Origin of the sequence: Thauera humireducens, assembly GCF_001051995.2 — a bacterium.
In the GTDB taxonomy this organism is placed as follows: domain Bacteria; phylum Pseudomonadota; class Gammaproteobacteria; order Burkholderiales; family Rhodocyclaceae; genus Thauera; species Thauera humireducens.
Map to the genome: position 1 here is coordinate 2398238 of NZ_CP014646.1, position 23267 is coordinate 2421504.

Below are 23267 nucleotides of genomic sequence, written 5' to 3' on the forward strand. Positions count from 1 at the left end.
AAGCCGTCACTTGCCCGCCATCCACCAGCCCACAGTCCGGACCAGAACCTCGATGGGAACACGCAGGGCCCTTGGCGTCACATCCGCGTCACAACTCATCTCGTTTGCACTGAACCTGCTCAATGTCATCGTCGTGGCACGACTGCTTACGCCGTCCGAGATCGGCGTGTTTTCCGTCGCTGTCTCGTTCCAGGCAATCGTCCATGTGTTCAGGGAGTTCGGCGTCAACCAGTATCTCGTACAGGCCACGTCTGTTGCCGAGGATGACTTCCGGGCTGCCTTTACGCTGACGTTGATGTTCTCGTGGACAGTCGCGCTGTTCTTGTTCGTAGGCTCAGGTCCTCTTTCCGTGTTCTACAACCACGACGGCGTGGCAACAGTGCTTGCACTGCTTGCCGTCAACTTCTTGCTCATGCCTTTTGGCACGCCTTCGCTAGGAATGTTGGTCCGGGAGTTGCGTTTCGAACGCCTTGCAGCAATCCGCATCGCCAATCTCTCCACGGCCACGATCGTGACAATCACTGCAGCATGGCTCGGGCAGAGCTATCTGAGCATGGTTTGGGGTGCAATCGCCGGGCAAATTGCCAATCTCGTGGCCGTATCGATCGCCCGTCCCCAAGGGATCCTGATGTTGCCGACGCTCAAGGGCGTGCGCTCCATCTTCCGTTTCGGCTCAATTTCGAGTGCGGCGACACTGATTCAGGAACTCGGGCGTAGCGCCCCCGACTTGATCCTGGGGCGGACGCTAGGCTTTTCAGCGGTGGCCTACTACAGCCGGGCGGCCGGTTTGCGTGACATGCTGCTTGGGCAACTCGTTGCCGTGGTGAACGGGGTGCATTTTCCAACCTTTGCCCAGGCAATCCGAGATGGCGCCGATCCTGCAGAGCTTTACACACGGGCAACGACCTACCTGATAGGGGTCACAATCCCATTTCTGGCCCTGCTTGCTCTTCTGGCAGAACCGCTGATCCTCTTTTTCTTCGGCGATCAGTGGCTGGTATCCGCACCACTGGCAGCGCTACTGTGCCTCTTCGCGATATTCACGGCGCCCTACGCGCTTGCAAGGCTTTCGCTTATCGCGAGCGGCCAAGTATCCAGTGTCCTGTACCTGGAGTGTGTCGTGCAGGCAATCCGCATTGCGGTCCTGCTCACCTCAATCTGGCTGCCGCTCGAACGCGTGGTCCCGCTTCTCGGGATCGTCGCTGCGATCGAAGCCGCCGCCTACCAGTACGGGTTGCGACGATACCTCGGCGTCGGCTTCGCACAGTTGTGGAAGAGCATCGCCACCGCATCCGTGCTCTCTTTTCTCACGCTCCTTGGTCCAGGCCTTCTGTGGCTGTCGCCGATTGCAGATGCCGACTCAATGTCCATGAGGTTCTCCCTTCTTGCCCTGTCGGGCCTAACAGCCCTTGGAGCTTGGGTTGCCGGACTATTCCTGCTGAAACACCCGTTGCGCGAGGAACTCGTCAACGTGATCAGCACGGCTGTTCGTTTCGTGAGGCGCTAAGCATCAAGAGTCGTCTGCTGCAGTCATGCTCCGGGGTATCGACGCCGCAGGTTTGAAGCAAGGCGCAGGCCGAATCGGCCGGCATCCTTATCCCATGGCGTAAAACGCGGCAACTGAAATAAATCACAACCAGCGCCGGCCGCTCCCCAGTTTGTGGATACGGCCGCCTCGAAACCGAGAGATTTCACAAGCCCGACATGCTCACCGCAGTAATCTGCGTCGAGCTTTCCGTTGGGATAGGCAAACAAGCCTAGCTTTTCGCCCAACAGCGCCTCGAGGACATGCTTGCTGGTTGCGACCTCCTCCTGCGCACGTACGAATTCCAGCCGGGCCAAAATCGGGTGGCTGACGGTGTGGGCGCCCACCACCATGCCACCGTCTCGCAGTTCGCGCACCTGGGCAGAACTCATCATCAAATCGTTTGGCAGCATTGCAGCAGAAGACTCTGCCACTTCAGCAACAGCCTCTGCCCGCTGAGTGGAGGGGAGATGCTTGATCCCGTTGATCAGTGTGGTCAGCGCGCTTCTTTTCTGTTCTGTCGTTCCCAAGGCAAGCGGGGAGATCCCCGCAGTCTTGCAAGCCAAACTATCCAGCTTCGTGCCCCGCACCGACTCGATGATCGTATCGTTCCACATACGACCGCCATCGAGAAAACCGGTTGAGATGAAAAACGCCGCCGACAACTTGTGCTTCTGCAGCAAGGGCATGGCAATCGTTCTGTTATCGGCGTAACCATCATCAAAGGTGATCGCCGCAGCCCTGGGCGGCAAGCTGCCCGCCTTGAGCCTCCGCACCGCCTCGTCGAGCGGCAAGACGTTCATCCAGTGACGCAGCCAGGTCAGCAACTCATCAAAGCGCGCGGCATCGACCTCGTCTGGGAACAAGGGGTCCGGCGTGGGCAGTACCCGATGGAAGATCAGGATCGACAGCCGGCCACGCTGCCCGCCGGGCGAGAGCGCAGACAGCACCAGTTTCGGGACACGCAAACCAAGGGGGCTGATCACGTTTTCACCGGCATTGTTCGATTACTCCCTTGGGGAGTCGGCACAGCGGAAGGTCCGCCCTGCTGGTGCTTGGAACGTCGCAGGCCTGCATATTCTAGGAAAGACACCGGCGCCTCTCGCTCCCAGGCGCGGGTGACGACCCAACGCTTGGCGAGCACCACCATCACCATCACGTTATAGGGCAGGTCAAAATACGAGAGACTCAGAAAGGCTCCTCCGACGGCAAAGCCCACAAAACATACCTGCGCCATCGCGCCCAGATCGGCGGCCCAGCGACTCTCCGGGTTGTCGCGGGCATTCCTGTTGAGCCAGCCAGCCATGCGGTAGGCGGACACCCACATCGCCAGATAGAGAAACAACCCGATGAAGCCGTGGTTGCCGAGGATCTGGAAGTAGATGCTGTGAGCGGCAAGCGTTTTCTGATCGTAAACCCCGTACAGCATGAAAAGGATCTCATGCTGGTAACTCATGCCGGCACCGAAAAAATGATGCTTGGCTACCTCGAAGGCCACGATCCAGGCATTGATGCGCCCCATGGCGGACGCGTCTTCCTCGTAAGTCCTGATCGTATCCATCCGACTCCACCAGTGCTCGGGCATCATCGGCAGCAGTGCAAGTACCACCACGCCGATCATCAGTGCAATCGGGCCCTTCTTCTTGCTGCGCCACCAGAACATGGCGCCCATGGCGGCAATGGCCAACAACGCGCCACGGGAGTGGGAACCCAACGCCGACGCGGCGCAAAGCAGCATGGCGGCGGATATGCCATGGCGGACCCAAGCCTTCCTGACCTGAAGTTGCAAGAAGTGCAGCAACGGGATAGCCATGATCAGGGCAAGCGCAAACTCATTGTTGTCCTGGATGAAGGACCCGGTCGGGCCCCAGGTCCGATAATTGCCCCCGGTCAGGATCGTGAAGACCCCGCCCTTGACCCCAAGCACAGCCAGGGAGCCCGCCGAGACCCAGGCAAACGCAATGATGTGGTGCTTGGAGAACAGCAGTGCAGCCGCCACAAAGGTCATGAAGTAGATCTTCATCACCTTGTTCCACTGCTCGTAATCGCCAGCGGGATCCATGCCCAAAAGCCAGGAAAACGTTATGGCCAATGTGAGCAGCAGGAACCACACCATGGGCGGCCCCTGGAAGGGGCTTTGCCGTTCCCGCGTAAGGAACAGGCCAAGCAGGGTTACTGCGGCCGCGACCGCTGCGAGCGGCGCCGAATAGGCGAAGCCCCATGCATAACGGTGCGGACTCATAATGCTGAGCCAGGTCCAGAGCATTACGCCGATCCAGGGGCGCTTGAGCGCCATCGCCGCCATCACGCCCACGATCGAGACAATCAGCAAGTCACGCATCTGGCTTTGCTTCCTTACCGGACGGCCACGTGGCTGACCACGTAGCGGAACTTCCCGGACTTCTCGGCCGGGATGGATTCAACAAACTCCACCGACACCTGCACACCTGCCCCAAGCCTGCGGCGGAAGCCGTCAATCACGGCGCAGTCCAGCCCATCGGTGCTCGCCCCCAACTCCGGCACGATCAACGCCCGCGTGTGGCTGCGGGTTTCCTGCACGATCTTGAAGGCACGCACCGCGGGGATGTCGCGCAGGATGTAGATCAGCGACAGGCCGTGCAGCACCGTGCCGTCTTCGGCCACCACGAAGTCCGTGCTCCGCCCCTGGATGTCCCTGAGAATGGGCAGCCCGCGCCCGCAGGGACAGGCTTCGTCACCCAGCGTGCCGATGTCGCCAGTGCGGTAGCGGATGAAGGGGTAGTCGCGCGTGGCCAGGTGGGTAACGACGATCTCTCCCGACTGGCCTGCCGGCAGCACCCTGCCCGCCTCGTCGATGATCTCGACGACGATATCCTCGGCGGTGATGTGCATGTTGCCGCTGGGGCATTCGTGGGCGATGAAGCCGGCGTCGCGCCCGCCGTAGCCATTGGCAACCGGGCAGCGGAAGAGCCGGCTGATCGTCTCACGCTGGTGCTCGTAGAGTCGTTCAGACGTGCAGAACACCACCTTGATGCCCAGGTCGTCGAGTCGGACACCACGCTGCTCGGCGCGCAGGGCGATGTGGCTGATGGCCGAGGGGTAGCCGAACAGCATCTTCGGCCGGCGTTCGCGGATGCGGGCGATGAAACCATCGACCTTGTCGTCGGACATCTCGAACGCACGCAGCAGCTCGGTACGCATCAGCGCGTCGCGCACCAGGCGCACGCGGTCTTGCGTGCCGAGTTCGATCGGCGAGCCCCACACCACGATCTCGCGATCGCCAATGTCGACGTCCCACCAGCGCGTGGCGCGCCATTTGGCGGCGACGTCGTGGGTGACGCGCTCGGTGCCGATGAAGAAGATCAGCGGCTCGCCGCTGCTGCCACCGGTGTTGAAGCGGGCCAGACCCACCGCGTTATCGGCGCGCAAGGCGTCGATATGCGCGCGGATCTCGGCCTTGGTGAGGAAGGGTAGCGCCTGCAGGTCGGCCACGCTGCGCACGGAGGCGGGGTCGAAGCCGATGCGGGCGAAGAGCGTGCGGTAGTAGGGCACATGCACGGCCACGTCATTCAGCAGTGCCTTGAGACGCTGGAGTTGCAAGTCCTGGATGCGCTCGCGCGGCCACCACTGCGAGGCGTCCATTTCGCGATGAACGCGCACGGTGTCGTGCTTCTTGAGGCGTTCCTGCAGCGGGAAGAGCACGCCGGAGACGAAGCGGGTGTAGAGGTCGGTCACTTCGATCACACTTTGCTGGATTGCGGGGCCTCTGCCATGGTCGCGCCCGTACTTCGAGTCATCTCGGCAAAAGCCGCGCACAAGAGATCTACGCGGCCGTCCCAGGCATTCTGTTCTGCATGGTGTCGAATCGCGGCACGGTCCCAGGGTGCCGCCAGCGCGCGGTCCAATGCAGTTTCCAAAGCTTCTGCATCGCCAAACGGTACGACAAAGCCCAGGCTTTCGCGGTCGACGACTTCACGGTTGCCGCCCACGTCGGTCGTCACCACGGGCAGGCCGCAGGCCATGGCCTCGAGGAAGACATTGGCCCAACCCTCGTTCCGGGTCGAGAGGACGAACACGTCTGCCGCCGATAACGGCTGCTTGAGCGCATCCGGCGGGAGGCTGCCAAGAAAACGCACAGTGTCACCCAACCCGAGTTGCGCCACCTGCTGCTCTAGTTGCGGACGGTTGTTGCCTTCTGCGCTTGCGCCGCCCACGACCAGGTAGATCAGCCCGGGCCAGCGCTCGCGTAGTCGCGGCAACAACTCGATGACACGATGAAATCCCTTGCGCTCAACCAAGCCCCCAACCGAAACGAGCACCGGTACATCCGATGGAAGGCCTAGCGCGGCGCGCGCGTCAGCGCGATCAAGGGGTACGAAACGTGTGGTGTCGACTCCGTTACCGACCACGGTAACTTTCTCCGCAGGCACTCCGATCGACACAGCCACCTGTTTGAGCGCACCGGCCACCGCGAAAACTCGATCTGCACCGAGAAGCGCCTTCAACAGCAGCGGACGCAACACCGGGTCAGCCGCATGACGCAACTCGGTGCCGCGCAAGGTGATCGTCACAGGCACGCCCAGCCAGCGCCCGAGCAGTACCGCTGCGTAACCATCTGGATAGCCGAAATGGGCGTCGATCAGGTCAAGCCGCCCCATGCGCTTGAGCGCACGAAGGCGAGGGTAGGCGCCAAAAGCCATGGCCAGGCCATCGAGGCGCTTGAGCGCACTGGGCACCGAGAAAAAGCGTGGATACCAGACGTCGAAGCCTTGCTGCTGCTCATAGCCGGGGGCGCCGGGGCGGAAATGCGGCCGCCAGCGGCGCAGCAAGGCCTGAAGGGGAAACCACGGCGAAGGAGCAACGACACACAGCGGCAAGCGCCGGCCGACGCGGAACATTCGCTCACGCACGAACAAGCCTGCACCCGGCTGCACACTGCTGGGAAACAGGCTGCTGAGGACCACGACTGCCGGGCGTTTGCTGGCTTCAGGCATCGACGATGGAATCCTTGCCCGCCAACCGACTATAGACGCTGACATAGTTGGCCACACTGTTCTTCCAGTTGCGCACCTTCTCGACGAACTCGCGCCCGGCCGCCCGCATCGCCGGCCACTGCTCGCGATGATCGAGCATGTCGCCGACGGCGCCGGCGAGCGCATCCGGATCGCCGGCACGGAACAGCTTGCCCGTTTCGCCATCGCGAATCAGTTCCTTGTGCCCGCCGACGTCGGAGGCGACGAAGAGCCGCCCCTGCGCCATGGCCTCAAGCGGTTTGAGCGGCGTGACGAGCTCGGTCAGGCGCATCGAGTGGCGCGGGTAGGCCAGCAGGTCGATCTGGTCGTAGTAGCGGCTGACCTCGCTGTGTGGCACGCGCCCGGTGAAGACGATCTTGTCGGCAATGCCCAATTGCTGCGCCTGCGCCTTGAGGTTGACCTCCTGCGGACCACCGCCGACCAGCAGCAGGCGCAGGTCGGGACGCTTCTGCAGCAGCGCAGGGAATGCGTCGAGCAAGAGGTCTAGACCTTCGTAGGCATAGAAGGAGCCAACGAAGCCGATGGTAGTGCAGCCTTCCAGACCGAGTTGGCGGCGCAGCTCGACGTCCGGATCGCCGGACAGCTGGAAGCCCTCAATATCGACCGCATTGGGGATCACCGTGATCTTGGCGGACGGAATGCCACGTGCGACGATGTCCGCGCGCAGCCCTTCGCAGATGGTGAAAGCGTGATCGACCCGCTTGAGCGCCCAGGTTTCCATGGCGCGGGTGGCGCGGTAGCGTAGGCTGCCCTCGGCCGTGGTGCCGTGATCAACAGCGGCATCCTCCCAGAAGGCCCGGATCTCGTACACCACGGGAATCCCCAGGCGCTTGCCGACACGGATGGCGGGGATGGCATTGAGCACTGGCGAGTGCGCATGCAGGACGTCAGGCTTCAATTCGCGCGCCAGTTGCTCCAGCCGCGCTTCAGTAGCACGCATCAGGCGCAATTCGTTGATGCCGGCCGGCCCTGCTTCAGGCACCGGGCAGCGATAGAAACGCAGGCCGTCGACGTCCTCGACGTCAGCCGCCGTCTGGCCCTGCTTGGCCGATGTCAGGTGAACAGTTTCCCATCCCAGCGCCCGCTGCTCACGCAGGATGGCCGCAGTGCGGAAGGTGTAGCCGCTATGCAGCGGAATGGAGTGGTCGAGGATGTGGAGGATTCGCATGTGCCGAAATCAATGGGGTCAGACTCGACCTATTCTCAAGCCAGCCCTAGGAACAACATCAAGGACCGATTGACAGCAATCTGTGCTTCATCAGACAACCGGCCCAGGCTGGGACCGATCTTCTCCTTGGTCACAGTCTGAATCTTGTCAACCATGATCTGTGATCGCTGACGCAGGCCATTCTCTGGTGATGGCTCGATGGTGATGCGAAACAGCGGTGTGTCGCGTAAATCACTGGTCAGCGGCAGGAGCGTGACCGACGGGTGCTCGTCGAACAAGTCTGACTGAACGACCACGGCTGGACGGGGTTTGCCATAGTCGCCCTGCAAGGCGACGGTAATCAGATCGCCACGCATCACACCCAGCCGTCCGTGTCAGCGACCCGCTCGAGCCAGTCGAGCACTTCCTGCTCCTGCGGATCGCCCTTCAGCAAACTGGACTGCCTGCGGCACTCCTCGGCAAAACCCGGCTTGCGCGTGTCTGGCACCCAGATCTGGACCGGGCGCAAGCCTGCCTCCCGAAGACTTGTGCGGTAGCGCCCAACACGCTCAGAAACACTGGCAGCCATCGAATCCTCCCAATTCCCGCATCGTTACATGCTACGCAGCATAGACCGCACCACCGTTACATGCAACGCCAGAAGCAATCGAGTCTGCCCCCGTTGATCCGTTGTTCCGCACGAACGCCTCGAACATCAACAAGGTCCACAGCGGCGCGCTGTAGTCACGCGCGCCGGACTGATGGGCGTCGACCAGATGCTGCAGGTAATCACGGTTGAATATACCGGTCGCCGCCAACGTCTCGCCCAGCACTGCGTCACGCACGCGCTGCTTAAGCGGACCACGGAACCAGCGCGCCAGAGGCACCGAAAAACCCATCTTCGGCCGGTAGAGCACATCGTCGGGCAGGAAGGGCTCCATCGCCTTCTTGAACAGGTACTTGCCTTCGTTGCCCTGGATCTTGAGGCCCGAGGGCAGCGTGGCGAGCCATTCGACCAGCTTGTGGTCCATCAGCGGTTCGCGCACTTCCAGCGAATGCGCCATGCTGGCGCGGTCGACCTTGGTGTTGATGTCGCCGACCAGGTAGGTCTTGAGGTCGAGGTACTGGATCAGCGCCAGCGGATCGTCGGTGTCGGCATTCGCCGCATGACGACGGAAGACGTCGAGCGCGTCGTAGCCGCCGAGCTTGTTGCGGAAGTCGGCACTGAACAGCTTGTGCCGCATGTCGCCACGCAAAATGGAAACGCTGTGGAAGTAGGCCTCGGTGGCGTCACGCGCCATGGCCTGGAAGGTGGTCTTGGCGCGGAAGACACGCGGCGCCCAGTCGGCCTTGGGATAGACGCGGCCCAGCAGTCCGAACATAGGCTGCCGCAGCCCCAGCGGCAGGGCCGAGCGCATCTTCTCTTCCATCAGGTGCATGCGATAGCGGCGGTAGCCGCCGAAGCTCTCATCGCCGCCATCGCCCGACAGCGAGACGGTGACGTGCTTGCGCGCGAGCTGACACACCCGGTAGGTGGGGATGGCGGAGCTGTCGGCGAAGGGCTCGTCGTAGAGCGCGGCCAGGGTGTCGATGAGGTCGAAGTCGTCGGACTTGACCGTCTCGACGAAGTGATTCGTGCGGTAGCGGTCCGCGACCCTCTGCGCGAACTCGGACTCGTTGAACTTGGGGTCGTCGAAGGCGATGGAGCAGGTGTTGACCGGTTCGTCCGACAACCCCGCCATGGTGGCGACGACCGCGCTGGAGTCTACCCCGCCCGACAGAAAGGCGCCCAGCGGAACCTCGGAGATCATGCGCAGGCGCACGGACTCGCGCAGACGCTCGGTGAGCTCGGCGGTGGCCTCCGCAAGGGAGAGATTGTTGTCGAGCGTGAAGCGCACGTCCCAATACTGCCGGGGCTCGGGGATGGGCTGACCGCGGCGGATGCAGAGCGATTCGCCCGGCCCGAGCTTTCTGGCGCCGAGGAAGATGGTGCGTGGTTCGGCAACGTAGCCGAGCGCGAAGTACTCCTCCACCGCCTGCGGGTCAATGCGGCGATCGAGGTCCGGATGCTGCATCAGCACCTTGAGCTCTGAACCGAAGGCGAGCGTGCCGTCCGGCAACAGCGCGTAGAACATGGGCTTGACCGCGAGACGGTCGCGCGCCATGAAGAAGGTGTCGCGGTTGCGGTCGTGCAGGGCGAAGGCGAACATGCCGCGGAAGCGCTGCACGCAATCCTCGCCCCAGGCTTCCCAGGCGTGGACGATGACCTCGGTGTCGCTGCGGGTGTGGAAGACGTGGCCCAAGGCCTCGAGCTCGGGGACGAGTTCCTGGAAGTTGTAGATCTCGCCGTTGAACACCACCGCCACCGAGCCGTCCTCGTTGAACAGTGGCTGCTGGCCGGTGGCGAGGTCGATGATGGACAGCCGCCGGTGCGCGAGCGCGACACCGGGCTCGAAGTGGTAGCCGCCTTCGTCCGGACCGCGGTGGTGCTGGACGTCGTTCATGCGCTGCATCAGCGCGCGGTCGAAGTTGCGCTTGCCGCGGGTGTCGAAGAGGCCGGCGATGCCGCACATAAGCGAGAGTCCTTGTTATCGGGCGCCCGTCGGGCGCAGCAGGGATTCGTAGAGTTGCGTGTAGCGCGTGACCATGTTGTCGATGCTGAAATTTTGCTCGACGCGCTGCCGTCCGCTGGCGCCGTGCCTTTGCCGCAATGCAGCATCAGAAGTGTAGCGCAGTAATGCCTGTGCCATGGCGTCGGGATTTTCTGCAGGCACGAGCGCCCCGGTTTCACCCTCAACGACGAGCTCGGCATTGCCGCCAACGTAGGTGGCGACCACCGGCAGGCCGCTGGCCATGGCCTCGAGGATGGTGTTGGAGATACCCTCGGCGCGCGAAGGCAATGCAAACACATCGATGGCGCGCATGACCTCGGGCACGTCGCTGCGCTCACCGGCGAGCCAAGTGATGTCGGCGATGCCAGCGGCACGGATTTCGGACGCGACCTCGGCGCGCTGCGGGCCGTCACCGGCGATGAGTAGCCGCAACGCCGACCCGTCCACGCCCTGCTTGCGCGCGATGGCGACTGCACGCACGAGGCTCACCTGGTCCTTGACCGTCTGCAACCGGCCGACAGTGCCAATGACGACCGCCGCCGGGTCGGCAAACGGACTGCCAGCAATACTCGCCCGCTGCACCGCAGGCCGGAAGCGCTGGGTGTCCACGCCATTGCAGATGCGCTCGACACGGCCGCGGGCGATCCCTACGCGATCAGTCAGATAAGACTCGATCTGGCCGGAAAGGGCCACGTAGCGATTGACGAAAGGGCTGTAGGCGCGGCGCAGCAGCTGGTACTTGCGCCGCGTACCGCCGGGGTCGGAGGTATCCCAGCCGTGTTCGCCATGGACACGCGCCCGCACGCCCGCAAACGCGGCCGGCACCGCAAACTCCAGCGCGGCAAGATTGCGTGTATGAACAATGGCCGGGCGCGTCTGGCGAAACAGCCGGTACAGGCGCGGATAGAGCTTGACGCCGTGGCCGGGGGGTTTGTGTAACGAGATGAACTCGACATCCGTTCGTCGTACTCGCTGGCAAAAGCTCGGTGCGCACTGCGCAATCGCCACCACGGCGTGGCGAAACCGGTCGTACGCCATGTGGTTGATGAGATTGACGACGCCGTTCTCGAGCCCGCCCACGTCGAAGCTGTAGAGCACATGCATGACCAGCGGACGCTCGTCACCCTTGCCGACGGAACCCCGGACGATCATCTCGGAATGCTCTGTGCCGGCGCCTCCACCGCTTGCTCGATCGCGGCGGCGTGGCTCGAAAGGAACGCCTGAAGGCGAGCGCGTGCGGCTTCTTCATCCAGCCCCTCGGGCGTAGCGAGCACGACGACCGCGGAGTCGTCGGCCATTCCGAGCAGCCGGTCGAGCACCAGCCGCAGCTTGGCTTCGACATCGCCTACCAGGCTGCGGCCGTTGATGCGGTACCAATGCCAGGTGAGCACGCGCCCCTGTGGCGTGGAGATCAGACTCTCGCGCACCGACTGGCCTGCGAAGATAAGCGTGCGCGAGGTCCGCAACAGGCTGACGTCCTTCATTGAGGGTGAGGCGGGGCCATTGCCCCAGGCCACCATTTCACTGTTCTCGCGCTGGCCGAAGTACCAGGCGGCATGGAGCAGCACCGGCGCTGCGCTTTCATGAGTTGCATAGTTCCGCGAGATCTCGGCACGAGCGCCCGCATACACGGGGCGATAGTCGAAAGACGCGCCAGGAGAATCGATCCAACCTTCGGCCGGCGCGGGCGCGGACAGCGCGACCGGAAACTCGGGAACCGGAGCATCGAGCAGCTTGAGCACGGGAGGGAACAGGGCCACGGTCACCAACACAGGCAGGACCGCGAGCCCGCGCATGACGCGCGCCTGATCACCCTGGGCCGCCTCGCCTTGCGGCACCACGGGAGCCGGCGCCTCCTGCCATCTGCCGCCGATCCAGAACATCAGGAAGATGACCACGCCGAAGAAGACCCAGCCATAGAGGAGGTGATCGACGCCAACCGCGATCTTGTTGTCGGAAAGATAGCCAAGCATGACGATAAAGTACGCCCGCAGCCAGTTGGCGAGGATGGGCACTGCAACGGCGACGAACATGAACAGCAGGCGGCGCTTGAAGCTGGTGTAGTGCAGATAGGCATAGAGCGCCCCCACGAAAAGCGAGGCAATGAGGTAACGCACCCCGCTGCAGGCTTCGACCACGGACCAGCGTCCGTTGGGCACGATGAAATGCAGCCCTTCCTGGTACACGGGCACGCCGGACAGGCGCAACGCCCAAACGGTGAACTCGGCGGTGTAGTGCATGAGCGTGGGCAGCATGAACTCGCCGATCGGCACGCCGAAGAAGAGGAACAACAGCGGAAACAGCAGCACCCGACTCAGCCGCCAGCCGAGCACACCGACGAAGGCAGAAACCAGCAACGCGAACAGCGCAAAGTGCTGTGCCGCTGCGACGCTGACCATACCGCCAAGCAGCCAGAGCGATCCGGCGGCGAGGATGGGTAGCGTCATCCAGGCAGTGGGCTGTGGTTGCAGGCTGCCGACACGATCCCGCGCGCGCCACACCAGCCAGCCGAAAGCAGGCAAGACTGCCAAGCCGTGCGCAAAGGTTTCGGAGTGCCACCAGATACCCGCGATACCCTGCGCCGTCTGCAAGTACCAGCCGAGCACCCACAGAAACGTGAGTGTGAGCGCGAGGGCGACAACGGAAAAGGCACGGTATGTATGGGTCATGGCGGATCAGCGCGCTCGTGGGAGCGCATCCTTTGCGAGCACATCGAGCCGGGCAAGGTGGGCTTGCCAGCTGTAGTTTTCCACCACACAGCGCCGCGCGGCGGCGCCCATCGCGCAGCCGACGTCTGGATCTTGCAGAAGCCGGGTGACCATACGGACGGCCTCCTCGCCATTCTGTGCAATCTCGCAGTCTTCTCCCTTACGGGCGGAAAGCCCAACGGCGGCCTCTGCCGACACCACCACCGGCCGCGCCATCGCCATGGCTTCCAGCACCTTGTTCTGGATGCCGCGCGCGATGCGTAGCGGAGCGACGACGACATCGGCGTGGGCGATGTAGGGACGCACGTCCGGCACCGTACCGGTGACGGTGATGCCTTCGCCCGCCAGGGCCTGGACGGCGGGGGCGGGATTCATGCCGACAATCCAGAAGCGCGCCTCTGGCACGCTGCAGCGGATCTGCGGCAGCAGCTCGGTGGCGAACCAGGTGACGGCGTCGATATTGGGCCAGTAGTCCATGGCGCCGCTGAACACGATCACCGGGTCACCCGCCGGATAGGGCGATTCGCCGCCGTTGGCCGGCGAGAAGAAGTCCGCATCCACGCCGTTCTGCATGACCTGCGTGCGCTCGCGCGCCTCGGGTGCCGAGCGGATGAACAGGGCCGCCTCGGCTTCGGTGACGAAGAGGCTCGCATCGCTGGCCATGGCCGCCCTGCGCTCGAAGGCCAGCAGGCGATCGCCTTCGCGGCGGTAGAGCCAGGACATCGGCCACGGCCGGTCGGCGGCGTACTGCGTCCACTTGGCCGAATCGACGTCGCAGAAATCGACGATGCGACGCTGCAGGCCTGGCACGTCGAGATACTGGGCCATCGGCCCCGAGAAGGCCACCGCCTGAGTGATGCCATGCTGCGCGACTGTGGTGCGCACCCATTGCGCGAGGCGCGCGCTGCGGTAGTACGGGAGGCTCAGCGCCTCGCCGGTCAGCAGGCCGCGCAGGCTCTTGATGCGGCCGAATCGCGGATCGAGTTCGACCGCGCAGACGTCCTCGCACCATTCGCCAAGCCGGGCGACATGCTGGCGGTCGTCGGGATGGTCGACGAAAGTGCCGAGGAAGACGCGCCGGGTGCGCGCCAGCTGGCGCAGGATGTTGAACGAGCGCACCTTGTCGCCCTTGTTGGGCGGGTACGGGATGCGGTGCACCAGATACAGGACCGGAGGAAGGGAAGCGCGCGGATCAGCCAAAGCCCTACCCCAGGTTGCGCACGATGTGCGGCCCGATCGCGTTGGCCACGCCTAGCGGCAGGCGCTTCCACAGCGCGATGAAGGCGCGGTACTTCGGGTTCATCGGGTTGTTCTGCGGCACGCTGTCGCGCTTGTACAGGCGATATTCGTAGGACAGCGGCTGCGGCTCGAAGCCCCAGTTCTTCTTGAAGCTGTAAGGACCGGTGCCGACCTTGCTGCGGCCGTAGTCGAAGACCTTGCAGCCACGCTCGCAGGCGCGGCGCATCAGCTCCCAGTATTTGAAGTCATTGGCGGCCAGGTCGCGCGCGGCCAGGTCGTCGCCGGCGTAGTACGGCAGCACCTCGTCGCGGAAATAGAAGCTGAGCACGCTGGACAGCGGCTTGCCCGCGGGGTCGGTGACGGTGAGCACCTCGCAGGCCTCGCCGAAGCTGTCCTTGAGACGCTGGAAGAACTTCTTCGACAGCGCCGGCGTGCCGTGGCGCCGCACGTTGTCGGCGTAGAGCGCGAAGAAGCGGTCGACGTTGGCGTCGATCTCGCTGACGAGCGCGTTCTTGATGCCCTTGCGCACCATCGCGCGCTGCTTGCGCGGGATGGCGAGCATGTTGTCCTCGACCTCGGGCAGGATGGCCTTGCGGAAGGTGACGTAGAGGTCCTGCCGCGGCCAGTCGTCGTGGCGGACCTGAAGGTTGCGGTATTCGAGGTGCTGCACGCCCAGCTTGCGGGCGAGCGCGTCGGCCTCGGCCTCGAGGGCGGACACGGCCTCGGGCCCGGCATCGTCCGCCGCGGCAATGCCGCCATAGACGCAGAACGGCAGCGAGGTCAGCGCATGGCCGAAGAGCCGGCTCCTGACCTCGGCCAGCGGCAGCACGGCGATGATCTCGCCCGCGCGCTCGGCGAACAGGAAGAAGCAGCGGTGCCGCAGCACGTCCTCGACGATGCCCTGCCAGGCCGACAGGTGGAAGAAGGTCGCCTGCGGGCAGGCGCGCACGAAGGCGTCCCAGCGCGGGACATCGGCGGGCGTGAGTGTGCGGACCTTGATCGGCAGTCTGTCCATGGCGTCCTCAGGGCGAACTCAGGTCGTGTTCAGGCCGCGTCGCGGAAGACTTCATCCGCGCGCCCCCAGGCGAAGTCGGACAGCAGGCGATCGAGGCGCGATTCGGTACGCTCGAGGTTGATGTAGTGGCGGAAGCGGGTCTTGGCCGTGGCCTCGCGCACGCGGGGCTGCCCGGGATCGATCTCCCACGGATGGAAGTAGAAGATCGCCGGGCGCTTGTCCGCCGCATTCACGCGGGCGATCTGCCAGCGCGACACCGTGTAGGGCAGCAGCCGGAAGAAGCCACCGCCACCGGCCGGCCAGTTGCGGCCAAAGGCGCGCAGCGTGGTGACCGGCACTTCCATCAGCCCGTTCTCGAGGCGCCACGGAAAGCGCGGTGCGTCGGGAATGCCGTAGTGGTCGTGCTTGACCGGATAGACGCTCGAACTGTAGGCGTAGCCGGCTTCAGCGATGCAGTCGTGCGCCCACAGGTTGTTGGTACCGATGGAAAAACTCGGCGCCCGATAGCCGCTGACGCCCTGTCCGGTGATGTCCTCGAGCACGGCCTTCGCCAGACGGATGTCGGCGGTGAAGGCCTCGGGCGTCATGGCGCTGGCGCGTTCGTGACCGTAACCATGGCTGGCGACCTCGTGGCCGTTGTCTGCGATGCGGCGGATGAGTTGCGGGAAGCGCTCGGCGATCCAGCCCAGCGTGAAGAAGGTGCCGCGGGCACCGTGGCCATCGAGCAGCGCGAGGATGCGGTCGACGTTGCGCTCGACCCGGCAGGGTACGGCGTCCCAGCCTTCGCGCGGAAAGTGCGGCGCCAGCGCAGAGACCTGGAAGTAGTCCTCGACATCGCAGGTGAAGGCATTGGTGATGCGGCTGCTGCTCATGGTCACACCTTTGCGGCCTGGGGTTCGGCACTGGCCTGTGCGTCCAACCAGTCGTACAGGTGGGCCGCGATCCGTTCGGCGGTATGGCCGTCCCAGTATTCGGGAATGCGACCGGCCTTGCCACCGGTGGCCAGGATCGTGCGCGCCGCCGCCACGATGGCCTCGGGCGCGATCCCCACCAGCGTGTTGGTGCCCTGCTCCACCGTGATCGGGCGCTCGGTGTTCTCGCGGATGGTGACGCAGGGCACGCCCAGCGCCGTGGTCTCTTCCTGGATGCCGCCCGAGTCGGTGAGCACCAGGCGCGCGCCCGACATCAGGCCGAGCATCTCGAGATAGCCCTGCGGCGGAAGGATCAGGAAGCCATCGCCGTCGAGTCGATCAAGCATGCCGAAGCGCTCGAGGTTGTTGCGGGTGCGCGGATGCAGCGCGACGATCAGCGGCAGCGCCTGGCTGACCTCGCGCAGGGCGTCGATGATCGGGCCGAGCGTGTCGGCACTGTCCACGTTGGACGGCCGGTGCAGCGTGACGACCCCATAACCGTTCGCGATGCGGCTGCCATCCAGGCCTGCGGCGGCGAGCAGCTCGGCGGCCGGCACGGCCTTGGGCAGACTGGCGCGCAAGCTGTCGATCATGACGTTGCCGACGAAGACCGCCCGCTCGTCAGGAATCCCCTCGCGCGCCAGGTTGTCGTGTGCGCTGCGCTCGGTGGTGTACAGCACGTCCGACAGCTGGTCGGTGAGGATGCGGTTGATTTCCTCGGGCATGCGGCGGTCGTAGCTGCGCAGGCCGGACTCGACATGCACCACCGGAATGTGGCGCTTGCTGGCGACAAGCGCGCAGGCCAGCGTGGAATTCACGTCACCCACCACCAGCACCGCACGGGCGCCATGCTGGTCGATGACGGGCTCGAAGCGCTTCATGACCTCAGCCGTCTGCACCGCGTGCGAACCGGAGCCGACAGCCAGGTTGACGTCGGGCTCGGGCAGATCGAGGTCGGCGAACAAGCGGTCCTTCATCGCCGGGTCGTAGTGCTGCCCGGTGTGCACCAGCAGTGTCGGAATCGGCGGATTGTGGGCCGCGAAGGCCTTGATGATCGGCGCCACCTTCATGTAGTTGGGGCGCGCACCGACGATGCAGATGACCGGCGCGGCGGACGGAGCGATAGAAAACGGCGGGGCGGTCAACGTCGAGAGGGTCATTGCGTCTTCTCGCTGGCAGGCGCATCGCGGCGCACGGCCTGCAGCAACTGGTTGAGGACATTCAAGGTGGCCGAGACGGAATGCTCGAGGCCGGCCAGGCGGGCCTCGATGCGCTGCATGTCGAACCCGGCCGCCATGCCCGCAACCTGATCGGCCAGTTCGGGCGCGACCTGCAGGCGCTCCAGCGCCAGTTGATCGAATGCCAGGCCCTGCGGATGGTGTGGCGCGCCCGCGGTATGCACTGCACGTGCCCCCGCCGCCGCGAACTCTTCCTTCAGTTCTTCGATGACCTCGCGCACGTCGGCTTCGCCGATCGTATGCCGTTCGGACAGGTAGGCACCCAGCAGCAGACGATCGCACAGGGTGTTGATCTTGCGGGGGATGCCGCCGGTGTAGCCGTAGATGGCGGTGTAGGCGCCGGGCTCGAAGGCGGGGTCGTTGTTCCAGCCGACGTGGCCGAGCCGGTGCTCGATGTAGCCGCGCGTTTCCTGCGAATCGAGCGGCCCGAGGTGGTAGGACGCGATCACCCGCTGGCGCAGTTGCTGCATTTCGCCGCTCTGCATGATGTCGCGGAACTCGGGCTGCCCGACCAGGAAGCTCTGCAGCAGCGCGTGGTCCTCGAGCTGGAAATTCGACAGCATGCGCAACTCCTCGACCGCCGCCGGGGTGAGGTTCTGCGCCTCGTCGACGATCAGCAGCGCACGCTTGCCGGAGGCGGCCACGGACACCAGGAAGGTCTCCAGCGCCAGCAGCAGGCCGGCCTTGTCCAGCGTCCGGCTCGGCACGCCGAATGCGGCGGCAACCATGCGCAACATGTCGCTGGCGTCGATCTGGGTACTGACCAGGTTGGCTGCCACGACCTTTGCGGGGTCGAGGTGCTCGAGCAGGCTGCGCACGATCGTGGTCTTGCCCGCACCGATCTCGCCGGTGATGACGATGAAGCCCTCGCTCTGGTGCAGGCCGTACTCCAGATACGCCATCGCGCGCTTGTGCCCGCGGCTGCCGTAGAAGAAGGACGGATCGGGGTTGAGCTGGAAGGGCTTGCCCTTGAACTTGAAGAAGGATTCGTACATCGGGTGTCCGGTCAGAAGCGCATGCCCAGCGTGGCGGTGACGGCGTTCTCGGTGTAGTCGTCGCTTCCCTCGGCCTTCTGATGTCGGTAGCTGAGACCACCGGTGGTGTCGGGGCCAAGTTTGCGCGTCACACCGAGGGTGTAGATGGAGCGATCAATTTCGCGGTTGCTGTCACCCTGCCCTTCTGACCTGGAGCGCGTGAGCGCGCCGTTCAGCGTCGCGAGGCCCGAGAGCTTGTGCGTCAGCGAGACAGAGGCCGAGCGTGTCTTGATGTAGTCGAACTCGCTGAAGTCGTCGGTCAGCAGGAAACCCGAGAAGGTATTCAGGCGCTGGCGCTCGGTCTGATTGAGGGAAACCGACAGGGTGTTGCGGGCACCGGTGAACGTCACGCCCGCGCGCGCCGAGCGCTGGACGAAATAGGCGTTGGTGCGAATACCCACACCTCCGGCCCGCTCGTAGGCCGAGCGTGCGATGCGAACCCTCTCGGCTTCCGGCAACGCCGGGTCGGTCAGCTGATAGAAAAGCTGGAAAACCGGGTCAAGGACGAACCCACCCGCCAGCTCATCGAGCGAAGAGGTGATGTCGCGGCTGATGGAAACATTCCAGACGGAGCGCGCCATGCGATGGCGGACCTGGACGTCGTAACCGGTGCCGAAGATCCGATCCTCGCCCGTGACCGAGATGTTGGTCCGCTCGGTTGGGTACCAGTCGAACCCCATCCCCCAGATCGCACCCTCTTCGCCGTCGGCGACCGCGTAATCATTCGACTCGTATCCCCCGATCGCGCGCACTCGGAACTGGGGGTCGATATTGACGAACAAGGTGGCACGACCGACGTCCTGCGTCACGTCGCGCCCCTGCTCTTCCTCATAGCTGTTGTCAGTGCGGACGTAATCGACCCCCCAGCCGAAGAGCCTGAACGCCCCCGGATCGGACAGGCCGAGGGTCCAGCGCTTCTGGTGCTGGTCGCCGATGCTCGCACTTCCACCCTGCAGCCAGCGCGACTCATAGCCGAGCCGCCCCGCCCCCGCATCGCCGAACCTGAACTCGTAGCGCGGTGCAATGGACCATACGCGCGTCTCGTTGTCCTCGCTGGCGCTCAGCTCATCGCCGCTATAGCGACGACCGAACGAGGAGGTGCTGTTGCGGCTGATCGAGCCCGACGCCGCGATGAACACCGCGTCTTCGATGGCCTCGAACTCGCCGTTGCCCTGAAACGCAAGATAGGTCTCGTTCTGGTCGGTTTCCCGGGCATGAACGAGGTTACGCAGGCTCGCATCCAGGTAGCCGCGAAACCGGCCCGAAGCGCGCGACACCGATACGCCGGGAGAGACCTCCGCAATCCAGTCCTGCCTGGGATCTTCGCCATCGGTGTCGACGTTGTCGGTCCACGTGAGCCGCGTATTGAGCGTCGGCGTCACGGTCACCGTCTGTGCGAACGCCGGTGCGGTGGCCACGACAGCGAGCGTCAGCACCGACAGCAACGGCGGCATGGCCTGCATGCGTGCGCGCACTTCAGGCCGCCTGTTCCCGCGGAGTATCGCCATAAGAGTAACCATAGCCATAGTAGGAGCCGGGACTGCGCTCGCGCGACTTGTTGAGCACCATCAGCTTGATCGGGCAACTCTCGATCGTTGCCAGTGCCTGCCTGATCGTTGCGTGCGTGGTGCGCTCGGCTTCCACGACCATCACGATCTGCCCCATGTGGGTGGCAAGGACACGGGACTCGGTCGTGACCAGCAGCGGCGGCGAATCGAAGATGATGATGCGGTCGGGATAACGCGTCGCCATCTGCTCGAGCAGGCGCGTCATCGCCTCGGAGGCGAGCAGTTCGGTCGCACGCTGGTGCGGCATGCCGGCAGGCAGGATCGAGAGCTTCTCGATGTTGGTCCGAAGCAGGACATCGCTGAGGTCGGTGACGTCGCCGGCAAGCACGTCCATCAGTCCCTTCTCGGGCGGCAGGCCGAGTTGCCGGAGGACGGAAGGCCGCGAGACGTCCGCATCCACGAGGAGGACGGTGTAGTCCAGCTCCATGGCCATGCTGATGGCGAGGTTCACCGAGTTGAAGGTCTTGCCCTCGCCCGGGAGGGCGCTGGTCACCATGATCAGGTTGCCGTCGTCAATCTTCGCGGCCCCCGTGGCCGTGGCGTTCCGAAGCAGCGGGCGCTTGATGACCCGGTATTCTTCGGCAGTGGTGCTGCGCGGCCGGTCGGGCGTCACCATTCCGAGCGAGTGAAGCCGTCCGAGATCGATCTGGGCAACGCGGGATACGACACGGCTGAAGGTGTGGCTGTCGGCCTTCGGCACCTCCGATGACTGCACACCGGCAGCCTCCGTCGCGGGTGCCGGCTCTGCCGGCGTGGAGGAAGGCACAGTCGCGGCGGGCTTGACGAGCAGTTCGTCCTCGGGCTCGGCCGAGGCCTGCTTCAGCTGGTCTAGCCGCTGTGCGGCTTTTTCGATAAGGCTCATCGTAGCGTTTCCATTCAGCCCTGGATCAGTTTGAGTGCGACGACGGCAACGGCAAAGCTCGCTGCATACGCGAGCACGCCCCCGCCGAACGCAAGCAGCCCCCTCCGCCGCTTGCGCCTGCGCTCATCGGTCTGAAGCATCGACACGACCCCCAGCACCGGAAGGCCGGTGACCTCACGCAACATGCGCCCGTCGGCAAATGCTGGACGGAGCTGGCTGATCAGGAAAGTCAGCGCGAAACCGGCACCCAGGCCTGCCAGGGCCGCAAGTGGCAGCAGCAGGAGACGATTGGGCGCCGACGGCGCGGTCGGCAGCGTCGGCGGATCGATCACGCGGAAATCGGCAATCCCGCCCTGCGTGTTCATTTCGACCGAAATCGCCGCTGACTCGCGTCGGGACACGAGACTGTCGTAGTTCGCCTTGTTCACGTTGTAGTCGCGGTTGAGCTGCGCCATCTCCGCCTCGATCTCGGGCACCCGCTTGGCGAGCTCCTGCAGTTGGTCGAGGCGCCCCTGGTACTCCGCCACGCGCGCGCGCATCGACGCCACCCGCGATTCCGACTCGGCCAGCGCGAGCTTCATCTGCTGGAACACCGGGTTGGAGTTCAGCGCCCCGAACTGCGAACCCCCGCCCGCAGCCCGCATCGTCTCGATCTGCTGGCGCTTCTGCGCCTCGAGATCCTCGATCACGCGGCGGGCGCCGATCACATCCGGATGCTGATCGGTGTAACGCTGCAGGAGGCCGTCGAGGTTGCGCTGGAGCGCTTCGATGCGCCCGTCGATCTCGGGAATGGACACCGCCGAATTCGGTGGCGTCTGCGGCAGCAGGACCGGCTCCTCGCCGACGAGCTGGCGCTGCATGGCGTCGCGCGCGTTCTCGGCCTCGCGAAGCTCGAGTTGCGCCTGCTGGAGCTGTGCATTGAGCTGAGCGATCTGGGTGATGTAGTCGCGTCCGCCGTCGCCGAGCAGTCCCATGTTGCGCAGCCGGAACTCCTTTACCCGGTTCTCGGCTTCGACAAGCTTCTGCTCGTAGTTGCGGATCTGCTCCTCGATGAAGCGGCGGGCAGCGTCCGAGTCCTGCCGCTTGCTGCCCAGCCCGGACTCGACGAACAGCGAAACCAGCGACTGCACGACACGCTGCGCCCGCTCGGGTTTCGTATCGGAGTACGCGAGCGCGAACAGGTTGGTGCGATCCGCCGAACGAATCTGCAGATCCCTTGCGAGACGGGTGATCAAGGCCTCGCGCTGCTCGGGCGTGCGTACGTCGAGATCGAGATCCGCCATGGTGATCAGCTTCTCGACATTGGGCCGGCTGATCAGCGTACGGCTCAGCATGGCGATCTGCTGGTCGATGTTGGGCTGGACCGCCAGCCCGGACATCAGCGGACGAAGAACCGACTGTGTATCGACATGAATGCGGGCGGTGGACTCGTAGCGGTCCGGCATCAGGTAGATGGCCACGCCTGCGGAGAGCCCGACGACCCAGGCGAACGCCAGCCCCCACCACCGGAAGCGCCACATGCCGCGCAGGTATCCGACGATCTGTGTTACGAGTTCTTCCATCGAGTTTCTTCAATCGACACGGAGCCCGCCGTCGCGCACGTGCGCAGGACGAGCGAAGCCCCGGAGGTTGGTGGACTGGCGAATCAGAACCAGCTTTGCGGAATGATCAGGACGTCGCCCGGGCGCATCTCGACGTTGGCCGAAACGTCGCCACGCTTGACGAGATCCTTGATGCGGACGCTGTACTGTTTGTTGCCCTCAGCGGTCCGCAGGATGGTGGCGCTGTTGCCGTCGGCGAACTCGGTCATGCCGCCCACGGCGATCATGACGTCGAGCAGGGTCATCTTCTGGTTGTAAGGGAGGATGCGCGGTTGGGCGGCTTCACCGACCACGCGGATCTGCTCGCTGTAAGGCCCGACGAAACCGGTGACGATGACCGTGACGACCGGGTCGCGGATGAACTTCGCCAGTTCCTTCTCGATGTCGCGCGCCAGCGTGGTGGCGTCCTTGCCCATTGCAGGCAGATCCTCCACCAGCGGCGTGGTGATCTTGCCGTCCGGGCGCACGGGCACGGACATCGAAAGTTCGGGGTTGCGCCAGACGACGATATTGACGTTATCGCCCGGCCCGATCACGTAGTTGTATTCCGAATCGGCTGCCGACGCAGGAGCGGGCGGGAAAGACGTCGCGCATCCAGACAGCAGCAGCCCGGCCAGCGCCAAGGCCACCACCTGCCAGACACGGCCACACACGGACGAAACACACATCTTCATGATCGGGGCTCCCTGTTTTGAATGCGCCATATGATACGTCGACATGCCGCCATTACATCCTACGAAGTCGCCAAATGCAGCCGGCAGGAACAATTGCACACTGACGTGACAACGGTTCGAC

Annotated in this window: 20 protein-coding genes; 1 reads left to right on the plus strand and 19 read right to left on the minus strand. The window is 64.4% G+C overall.

Features of this window, described 5'->3' with window-relative positions; translation table 11 throughout:
* The first annotated feature begins 52 nt into the window (after nucleotides 1-52).
* Nucleotides 53-1507 (plus strand): oligosaccharide flippase family protein, encoded by a 1455-nt coding sequence (locus AC731_RS11235; RefSeq protein WP_048706105.1) that lies wholly within the window; start codon nucleotides 53-55, stop codon nucleotides 1505-1507.
* Between the two features lie 23 nt (nucleotides 1508-1530).
* On the opposite strand, the gene AC731_RS11240 is transcribed toward AC731_RS11235, so the two are convergent.
* The 19 genes from AC731_RS11240 to AC731_RS11330 all read right to left on the minus strand — a co-directional run bounded on the left by AC731_RS11240 (nucleotide 1531) and on the right by AC731_RS11330 (nucleotide 23146).
* Nucleotides 1531-2511, minus strand: coding sequence for a polysaccharide deacetylase family protein (locus AC731_RS11240; protein WP_237266522.1), 981 nt, complete (start codon nucleotides 2509-2511; stop codon nucleotides 1531-1533).
* Nucleotides 2508-3866, minus strand: a complete 1359-nt coding sequence (locus tag AC731_RS11245; RefSeq protein ID WP_048706108.1) for a putative O-glycosylation ligase, exosortase A system-associated — start codon at nucleotides 3864-3866, stop codon at nucleotides 2508-2510. Before AC731_RS11245 ends, AC731_RS11240 begins: the two co-directional genes overlap by 4 nt.
* Nucleotides 3867-3880: 14 nt before the next feature.
* Entirely contained in the window at nucleotides 3881-5239 is a 1359-nt protein-coding gene (locus AC731_RS11250; protein WP_048710044.1) for a phenylacetate--CoA ligase family protein, read from the minus strand.
* Nucleotides 5240-5244: 5 nt separating this feature from the next.
* Nucleotides 5245-6498 (minus strand): glycosyltransferase, encoded by a 1254-nt coding sequence (locus AC731_RS11255; protein ID WP_048706110.1) that lies wholly within the window; start codon nucleotides 6496-6498, stop codon nucleotides 5245-5247.
* The gene (locus AC731_RS11260; RefSeq protein WP_048706112.1) at nucleotides 6491-7705 is read right to left on the minus strand and encodes a TIGR04063 family PEP-CTERM/XrtA system glycosyltransferase; all 1215 of its coding nucleotides are present in this window, start codon (nucleotides 7703-7705) and stop codon (nucleotides 6491-6493) included. The genes AC731_RS11255 and AC731_RS11260 overlap by 8 nt, the downstream gene beginning before the upstream one ends.
* Before the next feature lie 35 nt (nucleotides 7706-7740).
* Entirely contained in the window at nucleotides 7741-8061 is a 321-nt protein-coding gene (locus AC731_RS11265; protein WP_237266523.1) for a type II toxin-antitoxin system PemK/MazF family toxin, read from the minus strand.
* On the minus strand, nucleotides 8061-8213 hold the full coding sequence (locus AC731_RS11270) for an antitoxin MazE family protein (protein WP_237266524.1): 153 nt from the start codon (nucleotides 8211-8213) through the stop codon (nucleotides 8061-8063). The genes AC731_RS11265 and AC731_RS11270 overlap by 1 nt, the downstream gene beginning before the upstream one ends.
* A gap of 91 nt (nucleotides 8214-8304) precedes the next feature.
* On the minus strand, nucleotides 8305-10257 hold the full coding sequence (locus tag AC731_RS11275) for an XrtA/PEP-CTERM system amidotransferase (protein ID WP_048706120.1): 1953 nt from the start codon (nucleotides 10255-10257) through the stop codon (nucleotides 8305-8307).
* A 15-nt stretch (nucleotides 10258-10272) separates the two neighbouring features.
* Nucleotides 10273-11448, minus strand: a complete 1176-nt coding sequence (locus AC731_RS11280) for a TIGR03088 family PEP-CTERM/XrtA system glycosyltransferase (RefSeq protein ID WP_048706122.1) — start codon at nucleotides 11446-11448, stop codon at nucleotides 10273-10275.
* A complete protein-coding gene (gene xrtA / locus AC731_RS11285; RefSeq protein WP_048706124.1) occupies nucleotides 11445-12965 on the minus strand; it encodes an exosortase A in 1521 nt (506 codons plus the stop codon). The genes AC731_RS11280 and xrtA overlap by 4 nt, the downstream gene beginning before the upstream one ends.
* Before the next feature lie 6 nt (nucleotides 12966-12971).
* Complete coding sequence (locus AC731_RS11290) at nucleotides 12972-14204, minus strand: TIGR03087 family PEP-CTERM/XrtA system glycosyltransferase (protein WP_048706126.1); 1233 nt, start codon at nucleotides 14202-14204, stop codon at nucleotides 12972-12974.
* Nucleotides 14205-14208: 4 nt separating this feature from the next.
* Nucleotides 14209-15258: a FemAB family XrtA/PEP-CTERM system-associated protein gene (locus AC731_RS11295; RefSeq protein WP_048706128.1), complete on the minus strand. Its 1050-nt coding sequence runs from the start codon at nucleotides 15256-15258 to the stop codon at nucleotides 14209-14211.
* A gap of 29 nt (nucleotides 15259-15287) precedes the next feature.
* Nucleotides 15288-16130, minus strand: coding sequence for an XrtA system polysaccharide deacetylase (locus AC731_RS11300; RefSeq protein ID WP_048706130.1), 843 nt, complete (start codon nucleotides 16128-16130; stop codon nucleotides 15288-15290).
* Nucleotides 16131-16132: 2 nt separating this feature from the next.
* Nucleotides 16133-17329: a non-hydrolyzing UDP-N-acetylglucosamine 2-epimerase gene (wecB, locus tag AC731_RS11305; RefSeq protein ID WP_048706132.1), complete on the minus strand. Its 1197-nt coding sequence runs from the start codon at nucleotides 17327-17329 to the stop codon at nucleotides 16133-16135.
* The gene (locus AC731_RS11310) at nucleotides 17326-18402 is read right to left on the minus strand and encodes an XrtA/PEP-CTERM system-associated ATPase (protein WP_004258401.1); all 1077 of its coding nucleotides are present in this window, start codon (nucleotides 18400-18402) and stop codon (nucleotides 17326-17328) included. Before AC731_RS11310 ends, wecB begins: the two co-directional genes overlap by 4 nt.
* An 11-nt stretch (nucleotides 18403-18413) precedes the next feature.
* Nucleotides 18414-19904: a TIGR03016 family PEP-CTERM system-associated outer membrane protein gene (locus tag AC731_RS11315; protein ID WP_048710046.1), complete on the minus strand. Its 1491-nt coding sequence runs from the start codon at nucleotides 19902-19904 to the stop codon at nucleotides 18414-18416.
* Nucleotides 19905-19917: 13 nt separating this feature from the next.
* Nucleotides 19918-20871 (minus strand): XrtA-associated tyrosine autokinase, encoded by a 954-nt coding sequence (locus AC731_RS11320; protein ID WP_048706136.1) that lies wholly within the window; start codon nucleotides 20869-20871, stop codon nucleotides 19918-19920.
* Nucleotides 20872-20885: 14 nt separating this feature from the next.
* The gene (locus AC731_RS11325; RefSeq protein WP_004258392.1) at nucleotides 20886-22433 is read right to left on the minus strand and encodes an XrtA system polysaccharide chain length determinant; all 1548 of its coding nucleotides are present in this window, start codon (nucleotides 22431-22433) and stop codon (nucleotides 20886-20888) included.
* 83 nt (nucleotides 22434-22516) lie between these two features.
* The gene (locus tag AC731_RS11330) at nucleotides 22517-23146 is read right to left on the minus strand and encodes an XrtA/PEP-CTERM system exopolysaccharide export protein (RefSeq protein ID WP_048706138.1); all 630 of its coding nucleotides are present in this window, start codon (nucleotides 23144-23146) and stop codon (nucleotides 22517-22519) included.
* Nucleotides 23147-23267 lie beyond the last annotated feature (121 nt).

What these genes read in the sequence shown, in the direction of transcription:
- AC731_RS11275 (WP_048706120.1), bottom strand. Translation starts at nt 10,257, where the DNA reads ATGTGCGGCATCGCCGGCCTCTTCGACACCCGCGGCAAGCGCAACTTC.
- AC731_RS11235 (WP_048706105.1), top strand. Translation starts at nt 53, where the DNA reads ATGGGAACACGCAGGGCCCTTGGCGTCACATCCGCGTCACAACTCATC.
- AC731_RS11255 (WP_048706110.1), bottom strand. Translation starts at nt 6,498, where the DNA reads ATGCCTGAAGCCAGCAAACGCCCGGCAGTCGTGGTCCTCAGCAGCCTG.
- AC731_RS11315 (WP_048710046.1), bottom strand. Translation starts at nt 19,904, where the DNA reads ATGCAGGCCATGCCGCCGTTGCTGTCGGTGCTGACGCTCGCTGTCGTG.
- wecB (WP_048706132.1), bottom strand. Translation starts at nt 17,329, where the DNA reads ATGACCCTCTCGACGTTGACCGCCCCGCCGTTTTCTATCGCTCCGTCC.
- AC731_RS11260 (WP_048706112.1), bottom strand. Translation starts at nt 7,705, where the DNA reads ATGCGAATCCTCCACATCCTCGACCACTCCATTCCGCTGCATAGCGGC.
- AC731_RS11265 (WP_237266523.1), bottom strand. Translation starts at nt 8,061, where the DNA reads ATGCGTGGCGATCTGATTACCGTCGCCTTGCAGGGCGACTATGGCAAA.
- AC731_RS11280 (WP_048706122.1), bottom strand. Translation starts at nt 11,448, where the DNA reads ATGATCGTCCGGGGTTCCGTCGGCAAGGGTGACGAGCGTCCGCTGGTC.
- AC731_RS11320 (WP_048706136.1), bottom strand. Translation starts at nt 20,871, where the DNA reads ATGAGCCTTATCGAAAAAGCCGCACAGCGGCTAGACCAGCTGAAGCAG.
- AC731_RS11245 (WP_048706108.1), bottom strand. Translation starts at nt 3,866, where the DNA reads ATGCGTGACTTGCTGATTGTCTCGATCGTGGGCGTGATGGCGGCGATG.
- AC731_RS11330 (WP_048706138.1), bottom strand. Translation starts at nt 23,146, where the DNA reads ATGAAGATGTGTGTTTCGTCCGTGTGTGGCCGTGTCTGGCAGGTGGTG.
- AC731_RS11325 (WP_004258392.1), bottom strand. Translation starts at nt 22,433, where the DNA reads ATGGAAGAACTCGTAACACAGATCGTCGGATACCTGCGCGGCATGTGG.
- xrtA (WP_048706124.1), bottom strand. Translation starts at nt 12,965, where the DNA reads ATGACCCATACATACCGTGCCTTTTCCGTTGTCGCCCTCGCGCTCACA.
- AC731_RS11295 (WP_048706128.1), bottom strand. Translation starts at nt 15,258, where the DNA reads ATGGACAGACTGCCGATCAAGGTCCGCACACTCACGCCCGCCGATGTC.
- AC731_RS11300 (WP_048706130.1), bottom strand. Translation starts at nt 16,130, where the DNA reads ATGAGCAGCAGCCGCATCACCAATGCCTTCACCTGCGATGTCGAGGAC.
- AC731_RS11310 (WP_004258401.1), bottom strand. Translation starts at nt 18,402, where the DNA reads ATGTACGAATCCTTCTTCAAGTTCAAGGGCAAGCCCTTCCAGCTCAAC.